The organism is Leifsonia sp. GW821-FHT13C09 (genome assembly GCF_058806435.1).
Genome location: NZ_JBXAPS010000001.1, coordinates 1,611,866 through 1,626,062, shown reverse-complemented (window position 1 = coordinate 1,626,062; position 14,197 = coordinate 1,611,866). Strand labels below are relative to the sequence as shown.

Annotated in this window: 15 protein-coding genes; 9 read left to right on the top strand and 6 right to left on the bottom strand. The window is 69.7% G+C overall.

Annotation, left to right across the window (positions count from 1 at the left end; translation table 11 throughout):
* Positions 1-3: 3 nt before the first annotated feature.
* On the bottom strand, positions 4-1,575 hold the full coding sequence (locus AC1ROW_RS07855) for an ABC transporter permease (RefSeq protein WP_493018270.1): 1,572 nt from the start codon (positions 1,573-1,575) through the stop codon (positions 4-6).
* A gap of 161 nt (positions 1,576-1,736) precedes the next feature.
* Here AC1ROW_RS07855 and AC1ROW_RS07850 point away from each other — a divergent pair, with 161 nt between their 5' ends.
* The 7 genes from AC1ROW_RS07850 to AC1ROW_RS07820 all read left to right on the top strand — a co-directional run bounded on the left by AC1ROW_RS07850 (position 1,737) and on the right by AC1ROW_RS07820 (position 7,329).
* Positions 1,737-2,507 (top strand): response regulator transcription factor, encoded by a 771-nt coding sequence (locus AC1ROW_RS07850; protein WP_493018269.1) that lies wholly within the window; start codon positions 1,737-1,739, stop codon positions 2,505-2,507.
* Positions 2,504-4,234 carry a sensor histidine kinase gene (locus AC1ROW_RS07845; RefSeq protein ID WP_493018268.1) on the top strand — a complete coding sequence of 577 codons (1,731 nt, stop codon included), beginning with the start codon at positions 2,504-2,506 and terminating at the stop codon, positions 4,232-4,234. The genes AC1ROW_RS07850 and AC1ROW_RS07845 overlap by 4 nt, the downstream gene beginning before the upstream one ends.
* Positions 4,231-5,049, top strand: a complete 819-nt coding sequence (locus AC1ROW_RS07840) for an alpha/beta fold hydrolase (RefSeq protein WP_493018267.1) — start codon at positions 4,231-4,233, stop codon at positions 5,047-5,049. Before AC1ROW_RS07845 ends, AC1ROW_RS07840 begins: the two co-directional genes overlap by 4 nt.
* Positions 5,050-5,247: 198 nt before the next feature.
* Positions 5,248-5,763 (top strand): 50S ribosomal protein L10, encoded by a 516-nt coding sequence (rplJ, locus tag AC1ROW_RS07835; protein ID WP_055917683.1) that lies wholly within the window; start codon positions 5,248-5,250, stop codon positions 5,761-5,763.
* A gap of 53 nt (positions 5,764-5,816) precedes the next feature.
* Complete coding sequence (gene rplL / locus AC1ROW_RS07830) at positions 5,817-6,206, top strand: 50S ribosomal protein L7/L12 (RefSeq protein WP_493018266.1); 390 nt, start codon at positions 5,817-5,819, stop codon at positions 6,204-6,206.
* 234 nt (positions 6,207-6,440) lie between these two features.
* On the top strand, positions 6,441-6,578 hold the full coding sequence (locus AC1ROW_RS07825; RefSeq protein WP_493018265.1) for a hypothetical protein: 138 nt from the start codon (positions 6,441-6,443) through the stop codon (positions 6,576-6,578).
* A 67-nt stretch (positions 6,579-6,645) separates the two neighbouring features.
* Positions 6,646-7,329: a class I SAM-dependent methyltransferase gene (locus AC1ROW_RS07820; RefSeq protein WP_493018264.1), complete on the top strand. Its 684-nt coding sequence runs from the start codon at positions 6,646-6,648 to the stop codon at positions 7,327-7,329.
* On the opposite strand, the gene AC1ROW_RS07815 is transcribed toward AC1ROW_RS07820, so the two are convergent.
* A complete protein-coding gene (locus tag AC1ROW_RS07815) occupies positions 7,281-8,732 on the bottom strand; it encodes an amino acid permease (protein WP_493018263.1) in 1,452 nt (483 codons plus the stop codon). The two genes, AC1ROW_RS07820 and AC1ROW_RS07815, sit on opposite strands and share 49 nt — an antisense overlap.
* A 77-nt stretch (positions 8,733-8,809) precedes the next feature.
* Between AC1ROW_RS07815 and AC1ROW_RS07810 the strand changes: the two genes are divergently transcribed.
* Together AC1ROW_RS07810 and AC1ROW_RS07805 are read left to right on the top strand one after the other, a co-directional pair.
* Positions 8,810-9,286: a MarR family winged helix-turn-helix transcriptional regulator gene (locus tag AC1ROW_RS07810; protein WP_493018262.1), complete on the top strand. Its 477-nt coding sequence runs from the start codon at positions 8,810-8,812 to the stop codon at positions 9,284-9,286.
* 58 nt (positions 9,287-9,344) lie between these two features.
* Positions 9,345-10,583, top strand: a complete 1,239-nt coding sequence (locus AC1ROW_RS07805; protein ID WP_493018261.1) for an MFS transporter — start codon at positions 9,345-9,347, stop codon at positions 10,581-10,583.
* Positions 10,584-10,882: 299 nt separating this feature from the next.
* Here AC1ROW_RS07805 and AC1ROW_RS07800 read toward each other — a convergent pair whose 3' ends face one another.
* From AC1ROW_RS07800 to AC1ROW_RS07785, 4 genes are read right to left on the bottom strand one after another with little or no spacing between them, the layout of a single operon-like run.
* On the bottom strand, positions 10,883-11,890 hold the full coding sequence (locus AC1ROW_RS07800) for a LacI family DNA-binding transcriptional regulator (protein ID WP_493018260.1): 1,008 nt from the start codon (positions 11,888-11,890) through the stop codon (positions 10,883-10,885).
* A gap of 10 nt (positions 11,891-11,900) precedes the next feature.
* Positions 11,901-12,137 (bottom strand): hypothetical protein, encoded by a 237-nt coding sequence (locus AC1ROW_RS07795; protein ID WP_493018259.1) that lies wholly within the window; start codon positions 12,135-12,137, stop codon positions 11,901-11,903.
* A gap of 4 nt (positions 12,138-12,141) precedes the next feature.
* Entirely contained in the window at positions 12,142-13,056 is a 915-nt protein-coding gene (locus AC1ROW_RS07790; RefSeq protein ID WP_493018258.1) for a carbohydrate ABC transporter permease, read from the bottom strand.
* The gene (locus AC1ROW_RS07785; protein WP_493018257.1) at positions 13,053-14,087 is read right to left on the bottom strand and encodes a carbohydrate ABC transporter permease; all 1,035 of its coding nucleotides are present in this window, start codon (positions 14,085-14,087) and stop codon (positions 13,053-13,055) included. Before AC1ROW_RS07785 ends, AC1ROW_RS07790 begins: the two co-directional genes overlap by 4 nt.
* Between the last annotated feature and the right edge of the window lie 110 nt (positions 14,088-14,197).

Here is a 14,197-nt window from a genome sequence, read left to right as displayed (position 1 = left end):
GGCTCAGGCGACCGAGCGCAGGGCGGCGGCGGGACGGAGGCGGGAGGCGCGCCAGCCGCCGATCGCGCCGGCGATGAGACCGCCGAGGATGGCGAGGGCTACGGCCCCGACGATGATCCACACCGTGATCGGGGCGTGCAGGGCGATGTCGGCCGTGGTCTGGGAGGCGGCCCGGCGTGCGCCGGCGAACGCGCCGTTCCCGCCGCCGAAGCCGCCGCCCCCGAAGCCGCCGGTTGTGCCGGCGCCGGTCTGCCCCGTGCCCGCGCCTCCCGTCCCGACTCCGCCCGTCCCTTGGCCGGCAGCGTTGGCGAAGCCGGAGCCCACGCTGCCGGTCAGGGTCGGAGCGACGATGTTGACGACCAGCACGCCGAGGAGTCCGACGGCGACGCCGATGACGCCTCCGATCAGGCCCTGCACGATCGACTCGCCCGCGACCTGGCCGGTGATGCGGCGGTTGGACCAGCCGATCGCCTTCAGGGTGCCGAACTCGCGGGTGCGTCGGGTGACGCCGGAGATGGTGAACAGGATGGCGATGAGGAATGCCGCAGCCAGCACGATCACCGAGAGCCAGGTGCCGAGGTTGGCGATGAGCTGGCCTGCGCTGCCGAGCGAGCCGGAGACGCTGGAGGCCAGGTCGGCCTGCGTGCTGACGGTCGCACCGGGGAGGGCCTTGCTCAGGTCGGCCTTGAGCTGGTCGATGTCGCTCGACGACGCCGCCGTGACGTAGACGGCGGAGATCTTCGAGGCCTGGCCGGAGAGGGTCTGCGCGACGCCGAGCGGGATGTAGGCGTTCGCCGCGGTGGTGGAGTCGGCCCCCGTGGCGGAGACGATGCCGATCACCGTGAAGTCGGTGCCGCCGATGGTCACGGTGTCGCCGACCGCCTTGGAGGCCGTCTTGGCGTACGCGGCGTCGAGCACGACGACGTCGGCCGCCTTGTCCGCCGCGGTGAAGGTGCGACCGCTGGAAAGTGTCACGGACGAGAGCGGTCCGACCGACTTGCCTCCCGGGTCGAGTCCCATCACCGAGAACGAGTCGACGGTGAACGAGCTGCCGCCCGCTCCATCCGCTCCGCCGGTGGGCGGGGGCGTGGAGGCCGTCGAGCCGCCGGCCTGACGCTGCTCGCGGAGCTGTTGGAAGTTCGGGAGGGTGCCACTGAAGCTGGTGTTGGTCAGCGATAGCACCGCGGCGGCGGACTGCACGTTCCGGACCTTCGACGCGGTGGTGAGCGTCGAGGCGTCCATCACGGTGGCCCCGCGGGTGGGCTCCAAGCGGGAGGTGTTCACCTGACGCCCGGAGCCGGTGTCGGTCCCCGAGTTCGCCCCGAAGTCGAAGCGGGGGCCTCCGCCGGCGCCCTGCTGGGTGGTCGCGTTCTGCGCGGTGGCCGGCTGAGTGATGGTGATGTCGGTGCCGACGCCGTAGACGGACTGCAGCACGCTCGCCTGCGCGTCCTTCACACCGGCGGAGACCGCGTTGACGATGATGACGAGCGCGATCGCGAGGGCCATGCCGATCGCGATGATGACCGTCTGCTTGCGGCGATTGAGGAGCTCGCGCCGCAGATATGTCCCGAACATTGGCTTCCATATCTCTGGGTCGGAAAGGGGTGACTGAACGCGACGGTAGGGCCGGGGCTTTGCCGGGCACTGTGGCGAGGCAATGGATCTACCGAGTGCACTCCACCCTTCTCAGACTCTCCATAGCTTTCGCAAAGACACCATCAATCCCCCTCCTCATAATGGGAAAGGTGACCATCAACACCCGAGCCGCCTCCGGCCCCTCCAGCCAGCCCCGTACCCTCCTGCGCCGTGCCGACGGGAGTTCGATCCGTGTCCTCGTCGTGGATGACGAGGCGACGCTCACCGATCTGCTCGCGATGGCGCTGCACTACGAGGACTGGGAGGTGAAGACCGCGTCCAACGGGCAGCAGGCGCTGCAGCTCTCGCGCGAGTTCAAGCCGGACGTGGTCGTGCTGGACATCATGCTGCCGGACATCGACGGGCTTCAGGTGCTCTCCCGGATGCGCGCCGACGGCAACGAGGCGCCCGTCCTGTTCCTCACCGCCAAGGACTCGCTCGACGACCGGATCGCCGGGCTCACCGCCGGCGGCGACGACTACGTCACGAAGCCGTTCAGCCTGGAGGAGCTCGTCGCCCGGCTCCGCGGCCTGCTGCGCCGGTCACGCGCAGCCATCGCCGACCAGGACGACCCGGTGCTGATCGTGGGCGACCTCGTGCTGGACGAGGACAGCTACGAGGTGCACCGCGACGGCGACCCCATCCAGCTCACCGCCACCGAGTTCGAGCTGCTGCGCTTCCTCATGCGCAACCCCCGGCGCGTGCTCAGCAAGGCGCAGATCCTGGACCGCGTGTGGTCGTACGACTTCGGTGGCTCCTCCAGCGTTGTCGAGCTGTACATCTCCTACCTGCGCAAGAAGATCGACGCCGGCCGTCCGCCGATGATCCACACCGTGCGCGGCGCCGGCTACATGGTGAAGGCCGCGCGATGACCGCTGCCCGCTCTGCGGGCGCCCCGACCCCCGGCCGTGAGCGCGCCCGGCGCTTCGGTCTCCGTCCGTTCCGCAGCTGGACGCTGCGCAGCCGTGTCGTGCTCGTCGTCGTGGCGATGCTCGCGGTGCTCGGCGCAGTGATCGGGACGTTCAGCGTGCTGGCGCTGCAGAACTACCTCGTGGAGCGGCTGGACCAGCAGCTCACCAGCGCGCTGGTGCGCGGGCAGCACACCGCCGACCGCATCAACGCGGGTGGGCCCACCGTGCCGGAGGCCCAGGGCGTCGTGACGACGCCGGGCCAGCCGACCGGCACGCTCGGCGCCGTGCGCAGCTCGAACGGCAGCCTGCTGTTCCCGCCGGTGATCCTGTCCGATCGGTCGTCGCCGTCGACGGACCAGCCGCTCGGGCCGCAGCGGGTCACGATCAACGGAATGGCGCTGCTCACCGTTCCCGCCGACTCACAGCCGCGCACCGTCGACCTCGGCGCCTCCCTCGGCTCCTACCGGATCGCGGCCGCCCCGCTCGACAACGGCGACAGCGTCATCATCGGCCTCCCGCTCAGCGAGGTGAACGCGACCACGCAGCAGCTGACGCTCGTGATCGCGCTGGTCACCCTCGCGGGCCTGGTCTTCGCGTTCCTCATCGCCAGCTTCGTCGTCCGCCTCGCCATGAAGCCGCTCGCGCGGGTCACGGAGACCGCGGAGCAGGTGGCGCACATGCCGCTCGACCGTGGCGACGTGGCCCTGTCGGTGCGCGTCCCCGAGGAGGACTCCGACACGCACACGGAGGTCGGCAAGGTGGGCTCCGCGCTCAACCGGATGCTCGGCCACGTCGCCTCGGCGCTGACCGCCCGCCAGGCCAGCGAGCAGAAGGTGCGCCAGTTCGTCGCCGACGCCAGCCACGAGCTGCGGACCCCGCTGGCGTCCATCCGCGGCTACGCCGAGCTCACCCGCCGCTCGCCGCACGAGCTGCCGCAGGACGTCACCCGTTCGCTCGGCCGCATCGAGTCGGAGGCCACGCGGATGACCTCGCTCGTGGAGGACCTACTGCTCCTCGCGCGGCTGGACGAGGGCCGCGAGCTCGACCGCGACCCTGTGGACCTGTCGCTGCTGCTGATCGACGCCCTCAGCGACGCGCACGCGGCGGGGCCCGACCACACCTGGCGGATCGTCCTGCCCGAGGAGCCGGTGGAAGTGCTGGGCGACGCCCCGCGCCTCCACCAGGTGGTGATGAACCTGCTCGCGAACGCCCGCGTCCACACGCCGGAGGGCACTACCGTGGTCGCCGCGCTCACCTTGGACGACGTCGCCCGGCAGGCCGTGGTCACGGTCTCGGACGACGGCCCCGGCATCCCGGAGGGCCTCCAGGGGACGCTGTTCGAGCGCTTCGCCCGGGGCGACAGCAGCCGCAACCGGGCGACCGGATCGACCGGGCTGGGGCTCGCCATCGTGCGGGCGGTGGTGGAGGCGCACGGCGGCTCGGTCACTCTGACCAGCGAGCCGGGCAGCACCGTCTTCACGGTCCGGCTGCCGCTGGTGGAGGATCGTCCCCCGGAGGCGTCCGTGCTGCCGCCCGCGACGGTCGAGGACGTGGCGGGGGAGCCCGACAGCGCCCTGACGACCGAGAGCGCGCTCGCACCCGAGAGCGCCCTGACGTCCGAGAGCGCTCTGACGTCCGAGAGCGCCCTGACGTCCGAGAGCGCCCCAGAGGGAGCGGACCGGGAGTGACGGGGACCATCCTGCCCACGGTCGCCTATGGCGACCCGGCCGCGCCTCCGCTGGTGTACCTGCGCGGCCTGCCGTCCGAGCCCGGCCGCGCGCGCGGCCTGGACGCGCTGACCGAGCGCGTCATCGTCACCGGCCCGGCGCGCACCCACCGCGTCCATGCCGTCGGGCGGCCGGCGCGCCTCGAGCCGGGCGCCACGATGGCGGAGGTCGCCGACCTCTATGCCACGATGCTGCGCAGCCGGTTCGGCACGCCGGCGGCGATCATGGGCGTGTCCACGGGCGCCAGCATCGCCCTCCAGCTGGCCGTCGACCATCCCGACCTGGTGAGCTCCCTGGTCGTCGCCGCAGGGGCCGCGGTGCTCGGGGCGAACGGCCGGGCCGCCCAGCGCCGCTATGCGGATCGCCTCAGCGCGGGCGAGCCGGGCGCGACGACCGAGCTCGCGCTCGCGACGATGGACGCCCCGCTGCTGGCCCCGGCGGTCCGGCTGCTCACCCGCCTGCTGCCCGGCCCCGCGGACCCGCAGGGGCTGCGCGCCCTCGTGGAGGCCGAGGAGGGCTACGACGTCCGCGACCGGCTCTCCCGCGTCTCGGCGCCCGCGCTGGTCGTCTCCGGCGGCCGCGACTTCTTCTATCCGCTGCAGCTCGCCGCGGAGACCGTCCGCGGGCTCCCGCGCGCCTCGCACGTGGTCTACCTCAATCGTTCCCACGCCGGCGTCGCACTGCACCCGCGGTTCGGCAGAGACGTCGGGGACTTCCTGCGCGCCCACCTCGCAGCGCCGGATTTGCGTGCGGCGCGCCCCATCCCGTACGCTTGACGGAGCCGAAGACCGCTGGTCGACATGCGTGCATGTCCGAAGATCCACTCAGGTGGGCGCCCGCGCAGGTGTGTGAAGTGATTCCCGCAGTTCTCTGCGAGTCGAGCTCCGTGCCCCTGCGCCGGAGCTTTTTTCTTTGCCCGCGGTCGAGGCGCACGCCGCTCCCGCGGTGTGCGAGAAGACAACCGAGGAGTAGCCATGGCGAACAAGGAAGCCACGGTCGCCGAGCTCGAAGGACTGTTCGAGAGCTCGACCGCCGTTCTGCTGACCGAGTACCGCGGTCTCACTGTTGCTCAGCTCAAGACGCTGCGCAAGTCCATCAGTGAGCACGCGACGTACGCCGTGGTGAAGAACACGCTGACCAAGATCGCGGCCAACAACCAGGGAATCTCGTCGTTCGACGACGAGCTGGTCGGGCCGTCCGCGATCGCTTTCGTTCACGGCGACCCCGTCGCCGTCGCGAAGGCTCTGCGCGACTTCACCAAGGCAAACCCTCTGCTGGTGGTCAAGGGCGGTTACTTCGACGGTAACCCGCTGACCGCAGAAGAGGTAGGCAAGCTCGCCGACCTCGAGTCCCGTGAGGTTCTGCTGGCCAAGCTGGCCGGCGCCTTCAAGGCCTCGCTGTTCGGAGCCGCATATCTGTTCAACGCACCGCTGTCGAAGGCCGTTCGCACGGTCGACGCGCTGCGTGAGAAGCAGGAGTCCGCTGCGTAAGGTCCGCAAGGATCCCGCAGCGGTGAGTAACCACACACACTAAGGAGAAAATCATGGCAAAGCTGTCGACTGAGGAGCTGCTCGACGCGTTCAAGGAGCTCACGCTCATTGAGCTCAGCGAGTTCGTGAAGAAGTTCGAGGAGACCTTCGAGGTCACCGCCGCCGCCCCCGTCGCCGTGGCCGCCCCGGCCGCCGGTGGTGCGGGCGCCGCTGCCGAAGAGGTCGAGGAGAAGGACTCGTTCGACGTCGTCCTCGAGGCCGCCGGTGACAAGAAGATCCAGGTCATCAAGGAGGTGCGCGCCCTCACCAGCCTCGGCCTCGGTGAGGCGAAGGCCCTCGTTGACGGCGCACCGAGCACCGTGCTCGAGGGCGCCAACAAGGAGACCGCCGAGAAGGCGAAGGCTCAGCTCGAAGAGGCTGGCGCCACCGTCACCCTCAAGTAGTCGACGCCCCATCGGGGCTTCTTCTACCGCAGGCTGACACAGCCACGCGACGCGGACTCCTTCTGTAACAGAGTGTTCCGCGTTGTGGAGGGCGTCGCCCCCGTAACGGGGCGGCGCCCTTCGTGGTTTAACCGCGAAGGCGCGGCGCGGACGCTCGTCCCCACCAGAGCGTCCGATCGCGCCTGCCCGCGTGCATCGGTGTGCAAGGACGCACGACCGGAAGAAGAAACCACGATGAATACCTGGCGCACGTTCGCCTCCACCCTGCGCGGACTCGGGGCCGCGCTCCTGCACGGTGACGACCGCGACAGCGGCGCCCACCCGCCGGATCTCTGCCGCAGGACCCTCCTGTACGACCGGTACCTGCGGTAACCCGAACCACGCGAAACGCCCCCGTCCTGCTCGGACGGGGGCGTTTCGGCGTCCTAGGGTCGGACGGGTGGACAGTGAGCACGAGGCGCGCGTCGCGTACGACCTGGTGGCCGACGACTACGCGGCGCTGCTGGCGGGCGAACTCGAGAAGCTCCCGATCGAGCGGGCTCTGCTGACCGCCTTCGCCGAGCAGGTCGCCGGCGACGGCGGGGGAGCGGTGGCCGACCTCGGCTGCGGCCCCGGCCGCGTCTCCGGGTTCCTCGCCGGCATCGGGGTCGACGTGCGCGGTGTCGACCTGTCGCCCGGGATGATCGACGTCGCCCGGCGCGACCATCCGGGCATCCCGTTCGAGGTCGCGTCGATGGCGGCGCTGCCGTTCCGCGCCGGCGAGCTCGCGGGCGCGCTGGCGTGGTACTCGATCATCCACATCCCGCAGGATCGCCAGGACGCCGTGTTCGCCGAGTTCGCCCGCGTGCTGCGCCCGGGCGGCCGGCTGCTGCTGGCGTTCCAGGTGAGCGAGCAGGGCGACGAGGACGTGGTGCACCTGCGGCAGGCGTACGGCCACGAGCTCGACCTCCGCACCCGGCGGCAGTCGCCCGACCGGGTGAAGCAGCGGCTGACCGCGGCCGGCTTCTCGCTCGTAGCGGAGGCGACCCGCGAGCGGATCGCGCCGGAGAAGTCGCGCCAGGCCTTCCTGCTGGCTCAGCGCACGACGGACGTCGACTCCCGCGACGCGGCCTCCGCTTCCTGAGCCGCGTGCGCCTGCACGCGGCCGCGCACCAGGAACCAGCCGCCGATGAGCAGGGGGACCACGACCACGACGGCGGTGCCGACCGTGAGGGTGCCCATCGGCCAGTCGAGCAGGATCAGCACGCCGACCAGCGCGAGGAAGCCGAGCGTCAGATAGCTCGTGAACGGCGCGCCCGGCATGTGGAACGACGGCCGGGCCATCTTCCCGGCCTTCGCCAGGGAGTGCAGTCTCAGCTGGCAGACCACGATGATCGCCCAGGCCCACAGCAGCCCGATGGAGGTCAGGTTGATCCCGACCTCGAACGCGTCGCCCGGCATCACCAGGTTCAGGGCAACGCCGGCCAGGGCGACCACGCCGGTGATGAGGATGCCCCCGTAGGGCACCCCGGCCTTGTTCATCCGGAGCGCGAACCGGGGGGCCGCACCGCGCAACGCCAGCGACCGGGCGATCCGGCCGGTCGAGTAGAGGCCGGCGTTGAGCGACGAGAGGGCGGCGGTCAGCACGACGAGGTTCATGATCGCGTCGGCGCCCTCGACTCCGATGGATGAGAAGAACGTCACGAACGGGCTCTCGTCCTTCTTGAACGCGGTGTAGGGAAGGAGCAGTGAGAGCAGCAGGACGGAGCCGACATAGAACAGCGCGATCCGCACCAGGATCGTGTTGATCGCGCGCGGCATGGTCTTCTCCGGGTTCTCGGTTTCGCCCGCGGCCGTGCCGATGAGCTCGATCGCGCCGTAGGCGAACACGACCCCCTGGACCACGAGGATGAGCGGGAGCAGCCCGTTCGGGAAGAGGCCGCCGTGGTCCGCGAGCAGCGCGAAGCCGGGCGTGCGGCCGTCGACCGGGGTGCCCCAGACGACGAAGGCGACGCCGATCACCAGGAACGCGACGAGCGCGACGACCTTGATCAGCGCGAACCAGAACTCCAGCTCGCCGAACACCTTCACCGAGAGCAGGTTGAGCAGCAGCACCACGGTGAGGGCGAGCAGCGCGAACACCCACTGCGGGATCTCGGCCATGACCGGGATGTACTTGCCGAAGAAGTGCATGTAGAGGGCGACAGCCGTCACGTCGACGATGCCGATCATGCCCCAGTACATCCAGTACATCCAGCCGGTCACGAACGCGAGCTTCTCGCCGAAGAACTCCCGTGCGTACGACACGAACGAGCCGGAGTCCGGACGGTGCAGGATGAGTTCGCCGAGCGCACGCAGGATGAGGTAGGCGAACACTCCGCACACCGCGTAGACGACGAGGAGGCCGGGGCCGCCGGAGTTGAGGCGTCCCCCGGCGCCGAGGAACAGTCCGGTGCCGATGGCGCCGCCGATGGCGATCATCTGGATGTGCCGTCGCTTGAGGCCCTTGTGGTACGCGCCGTCGCCGGCCGGGTCGGAGGAAGTCATCCGGCGATTCAACCAGCCGACATGTCAGTGTCCGGACGCGCTTGATTTATATAGACAAGCTATATATAATTGTCTGCGTGACCAAAACCTTGCCCACCGACACCACCCAGCTCCGCCAGACCCTCGGCGACCTCGTCGTCGCGAGCCACCGCCTCACCCGGCTGGCCGCGCGCGTCACGGGCAGCACTGAGTCCCCGGCGGTCTGGCGGACGCTCAGCGTGCTCCAGTCGGTCGGCGCGATGCGGCTCGGCGAGCTCGCGTCCCAGAGCCGCGTGTCCCAGCCGACGATGACCAAGCTGGTGCGCAACCTGGTCGAGTCGGAGTGGGTCAAGCGCATCGCCGACGTGGACGACGCCCGCGCCTGGCAGATCGCGATCACCCCGAAGGGCGCCGCGGCGCTCCAGGACTGGCGCGACACGCTCTCGGAGGCGCTCGTGCCGATGTTCGCCGACCTCCGCGACGACGAGCTGGCCGCGATGCGGGCCACCGTCGAGATCATCGCGTCCCGCGTCGACCTGTCGGCCGCGACATCGGCCGCCGTCGACGGCCGCTGAGGATTCACCTCACCGTTCACTCTTCTCGCTTCACAGACCTAGGAGGCCTCACCCGTCCATGTCCCATCAGAAGCCGGACAACATCCTCAAGCAGCCGACCGCCGTCTGGGCCGTCGCGTTCGCGTCGGTCATCGCCTTCATGGGCATCGGCCTCGTCGACCCGATCCTCCCGGCCATCGCCGCGAGCCTGAAGGCGACCCCGACGCAGACCGAGATGCTCTTCACGAGCTACCTGCTGATCACGGGTGTCGCGATGTTCTTCACGAGCTGGATCTCCAGCCGCATCGGCGCCAAGCGCACGCTGCTGATCGGTCTCGCGCTGATCGTGGTGTTCGCGTTGGCGGCCGGGCTGTCGCAGAACGTGTGGTCGATCATCGGCTTCCGCGCCGGCTGGGGCCTCGGGAACGCCCTCTTCATCTCCACGGCGCTCGCGACCATCGTCGGCGCGGCGGCGGGCGGGACGTCGGCGGCGATCATCCTCTACGAGGCGGCGCTGGGCCTCGGCATCGCCATCGGCCCGCTGCTCGGCGGTCTGCTGGGAAGCTGGAGCTGGCGCGGCCCGTTCTTCGGCACCGCGACCCTGATGGCGATCGGCTTCATCGCGATCGTTGTGATGCTCAAGAAGAACCCCGAGAAGCCCGTCCCCACGAGGCTCTCCGCGCCGTTCCGGGCGCTCGGCCGGCCCGCGCTCGGCTTCCTGGCCGCCGCCGCGCTGTTCTACAACATCGGCTTCTTCGTCCTGCTGGCGTACACGCCGTTCGCGCTGGCCGACCTCGGTGTCAAGGACGCGATCACGCTGGGCCTGATCTTCTTCGGCTGGGGCGTCGCGCTCGCGATCACGTCGGTCTGGGTCGCGCCGCTGCTCACCGTGCGGCTGCCGCGGACCCGCGTGCTGTGGCTGATCATGCCGCTCCTGGCGATCGACCTCGCCGCCGCCGGCCTGCTGGTGGGCTCGCTGGTCGCGCTGATCGTGTGCGTGATCGTCGGCGGCCTGCTGCTCGGCATTCTGAACACGGTGCTGACCGAGTGCGTGATGGAGGCCACCGACCTGCCGCGGTCGGTCGCGTCGAGCGCGTACTCCGGCGTCCGGTTCCTCGGCGGCGCGATCGCCCCGCCCGCGGCGACACTGCTGGCGAGCCTGTTCGCCCGGTCGACGCCGTTCTATGCCGGAGCCGTCTCGGTCCTGATCGCCGCCGCCCTGGTGATGTTCGGCCACAAGCACCTCAAGCGCGTCGACGCCCCGCACGAGACGCTGGAGCAGGAGGCGGAGATTCTGGCCGTCGCCGACGCGGACTGACCGAGCCGCGCCGCCGAAGCGCGTCGCCCCAGTCTCCGACTCAGGAACGGCGACAATAAACCCTGAACCGGTTCAAAAAGCGAAGAGCCGCCCTGTCCTAGTCAGGGCGGCTCTTCCCGTACGCGCCGAAGCGTCGGTACGGACGGACTGTCGGCGGTCGATCGTGCCTACCCGAAAGGCGCGATCGGCCAACGGCCGCGTGACCCATTGTTTCAGATCGGTGGGCGTCGATCGTTCATATCCGCCCCGATTCGTGCAAATCGGCAATGATTTGCGCAAAGTGTACGAACTCGAAGGCCTCAGCGGGGCGGCGCGGTCGACGTGCGGACGACCAGGTGCGCGGAGGAGCGCACCGAGCCGGCGCGGGGCTCGCGGCCGGCCAGTTCGTCCAGGAGGATGCGTGTCGCCACCGCTCCCTGCTCGAACGGGCTCTGCGCCATCGTCGTGAGCCCGAAGCACTCCGCGTAGTCGTGGTCGTCGATCCCGATGACGGAGAGGTCGTCCGGTACGCGCAGCCCGTGGTCGCCTGCGGCGAGGATGGCGCCCATCGCCATTTCGTCCGAGCCGGCGAACACCGCCGTCGGCCGCGGGCCCGGGCGGTCGAGCAGCCGGTTCATCGCCGCGCGGCCCTCGGGCAGGGAGAACCCGCCGGGGATGACCCACTCCGGCCGCACGGGGAGGTGCGCCGATCGCATGGCCTTCTCGAAGCCGCGCAGCCTCCCGGCCGGCACGTTGCTGTTGAGGCCTTCCTCGTCCTCGCCGCCGAGGTGGGCGATCTCGGTGTGGCCGAGCCCGATCAGGTGGTTCGTGGCCTCCTTGGCCGTCGCCTTCTCGTCGATCCCGACGCTGCGCAGGCCCTTCACCGGGCCGCCGACGACGATGGTCGGGTGACCGAGCGACGCGAGCTGCTCGCGCTCGTCGGGCGTGAAGTCGAGGCACAGCGCCAGCAGCGCGTCCGTGCGCTTGCGCAGGATGCTGCGGTGGAAGACCCGCTCGCGGTCGCCGCGGTGGCCGCCCAGGTTGAACAGGATCATGTCGTAGCTGGCCGAGCGCAGCTCCGCGTCGACACCCTCCAGCACCTGCGTGTAGAACCAGCGGCTGACCGACGGCACGACCACCCCGAGCGCCAGGGTGCGGCCGCTGGCCAGTCCCGACGCGCTGGACGACGCGACGTAGCCGAGCTCGTCGGCGGCGCGCCGGACCGCGGCCCGGGTGGTGTCCGAGACGTTCGGAAGGCCTCGGAGCGCGCGCGAGACCGTCGCGGTCGAGACCCCGGTCGCGCGCGCGACCTCCTCGATTCCTGCCATGCTTCCCCCGTCAGGAGTCCTGGCCCGCTCGCGCTTCCTCCGCCCGGAGGCGCGACGCCTGGATGCGGCGCCGCGCCTGCAGCAGGAGGATGAAGACGACCACGAGCACGAGCGAGACCAGAGCCCACGTGAGCGCGGGCTGGCCGGTGAGCTCGCAGGAGGCGGTGATGATCACGAAGACGACCGCGAAGAAGCCGACGAACCCCAGTCCGAGGTCGACGAACTCCTTCGGGTCGTTCCTTCGCATCCGCTCAGCCCTTCACTCCACCGGCCGTGAGGCCCGCGACGATCCGGCGCTGGAAGATCAGCACCAGGATGATGAGCGGGACGGTCACGATCGTACCGGCCGCCATGACGGCGGTGTACGGCTCCTGGTGCGGCTGGCTGCCCGTGAAGGAGGCGATCGCCACCGTCACCGGCTGCGTCGCGTCGCTGGACAGCTGGCTGGAGATCAGGAACTCGTTCCACGAGGAGATGAACGCCAGGATCGCGGTCGTGAACACCGCGGGAGCGGCCAGCGGCAGGATGATCTTGCGGAACGCCTGCGCCTGCGTGCATCCGTCGATGCGGGCGGCCTCCTCCAGATCCCACGGCATCTCGCGGAAGAACGAGACGAGCGTGTAGACCGTCAGCGGCAGGGCGAACGAGATCTCGGGAATGATCAGCGCCTGGTACGTGCCCATCCACCCGATGTTCGTGAACAGCTGGAACAGCGGGGTGATGAGCGCGACGCCCGGGAACATCGAGGCGGCCAGGATGATGCCCAGGATGATGCCCTTGAACTTGAACTCGAGGCGCGCGAGCGCGTACGAGGCGAAGATGCCGACGATGAGGGAGATCGCCGTGACGCAGATGCCGATGAACAGCGAGTTCAGCAGCGCCTGGCCGAGGTGGTTGCCCAGGTTGGTCGAGAGGGCGGTCACGTAGTTGTCGAACGTGATGTGGGTGAACCAGGGCGTGTTGTCGCTGGTGTACCCGACGTCGCGGAACGACGTCACCACCATCCAGTAGAACGGCAGCAGGCACCACACCACGATCACCAGCGCCTGCAGCAGCGTGCGGGTCATCTGGTTGCGGTTGCGGGACCTGGTGCGGTTCTTGGTGCGCGTGCGGGGGAGGGCCTCTGCCTCCGCGGTGGCCGATGCGGGCCCGGCGACGGTGGTCATCCCTTCGCTCCCTTCGCTTGTGTCTCCTGCGTTCGCACCACGTTCGTGCCGAGGAATCGCACGAAGATGAACGCGACCAGGAAGATCAGGATGAACGTGATGGTGGAGAGGGCGGCAGCGCTGTTGAAGCCCTGCCTGATCTGATTGACCACGAGGATGGACAGCGTGGTCGTCGCGTGGCCGTTGCCTCCGCCGCCGCCCGTGAGGATCTGCGGGAGGTCGTAGATGCGGAGCGCGTCGAGCACGCGGAACAGGACCGCGACCATCAGCGCCGGCTTCAGCAGGGGCATCGTGACGCGCCAGAAGCGCTGCCACGTGCTGGCCCCGTCCATCTTCGCCGCCTCGTACACGTCCTCCGGGATGATCTGGAGGCCGGCCAGGATGAGCAGCGCCATGAACGGCGTGGTCTTCCAGGTGTCGGCGATGATGACCGCGAACCGCGATGCCCATTCGTCGCTCGTCCAGAGGATGTGCGCGTTGAGCACGGCGTTGGCGACACCGGCGACCGAGAAGATGAAGAACCACAGCTTCGCGGTGACGGCGGTGGGGATCGCCCACGGGATCAGGATGGCCGCGCGGACGAAGCCGCGGCCGCGGAAGGCGCGGTTCATGATGAGCGCGAACCAGAGGCCGAGGACGGTCTCGAGGACCACGGTCGTGATCGTGAAGAAGAAGGTGACCCCGACCGCGCTCCAGAAGGTGGAGCCGAGGTTGCCGGGTGGGCACGACACCGTCGTGCCGTTCGGTCCCTGGCACTGCTGGAACAGCCAGTGGGCGTAGTTCTGGAATCCGGCGAAGCCGCCCTGGACGAACAGGCCCGTCGCGGGATCGAGGCCGGCGTCCTTCTGGAACGACATCACCACGGCACTGACGATCGGGTAGCCGATGACGACGGCGAGCAGGATCAGCGTGGGGATGATGAGGTACAGGGCCCAGCGGCTCTGCTGGCGGCGGTTGTGCTTGACTCCGGCGCGCTGCTCGGGCGGCCTGTTCTTTGTTGGTGAGGGGGCGACGACGTTCGACGTTGACATGTGCGGCCTCCGGGGAGAAGACGGTGGGGGTGGGGAGCCGGGCCTGTCTCTTCTCCACATCTGACGCTGCCGACGAGGAATTGTAAGTGTAGATCTCGGTGGTCGCCGTA

Bases quoted from the DNA above. Each gene is read 5' to 3' on its own strand.
- AC1ROW_RS07815 (WP_493018263.1), bottom strand. From the start codon at position 8,732: ATGACTTCCTCCGACCCGGCCGGCGACGGCGCGTACCACAAGGGCCTC.
- rplL (WP_493018266.1), top strand. From the start codon at position 5,817: ATGGCAAAGCTGTCGACTGAGGAGCTGCTCGACGCGTTCAAGGAGCTC.
- AC1ROW_RS07800 (WP_493018260.1), bottom strand. From the start codon at position 11,890: ATGGCAGGAATCGAGGAGGTCGCGCGCGCGACCGGGGTCTCGACCGCG.
- AC1ROW_RS07850 (WP_493018269.1), top strand. From the start codon at position 1,737: ATGGGAAAGGTGACCATCAACACCCGAGCCGCCTCCGGCCCCTCCAGC.
- AC1ROW_RS07790 (WP_493018258.1), bottom strand. From the start codon at position 13,056: ATGACCACCGTCGCCGGGCCCGCATCGGCCACCGCGGAGGCAGAGGCC.
- AC1ROW_RS07785 (WP_493018257.1), bottom strand. From the start codon at position 14,087: ATGTCAACGTCGAACGTCGTCGCCCCCTCACCAACAAAGAACAGGCCG.
- rplJ (WP_055917683.1), top strand. From the start codon at position 5,248: ATGGCGAACAAGGAAGCCACGGTCGCCGAGCTCGAAGGACTGTTCGAG.
- AC1ROW_RS07795 (WP_493018259.1), bottom strand. From the start codon at position 12,137: ATGCGAAGGAACGACCCGAAGGAGTTCGTCGACCTCGGACTGGGGTTC.
- AC1ROW_RS07825 (WP_493018265.1), top strand. From the start codon at position 6,441: ATGAATACCTGGCGCACGTTCGCCTCCACCCTGCGCGGACTCGGGGCC.
- AC1ROW_RS07855 (WP_493018270.1), bottom strand. From the start codon at position 1,575: ATGTTCGGGACATATCTGCGGCGCGAGCTCCTCAATCGCCGCAAGCAG.
- AC1ROW_RS07845 (WP_493018268.1), top strand. From the start codon at position 2,504: ATGACCGCTGCCCGCTCTGCGGGCGCCCCGACCCCCGGCCGTGAGCGC.
- AC1ROW_RS07805 (WP_493018261.1), top strand. From the start codon at position 9,345: ATGTCCCATCAGAAGCCGGACAACATCCTCAAGCAGCCGACCGCCGTC.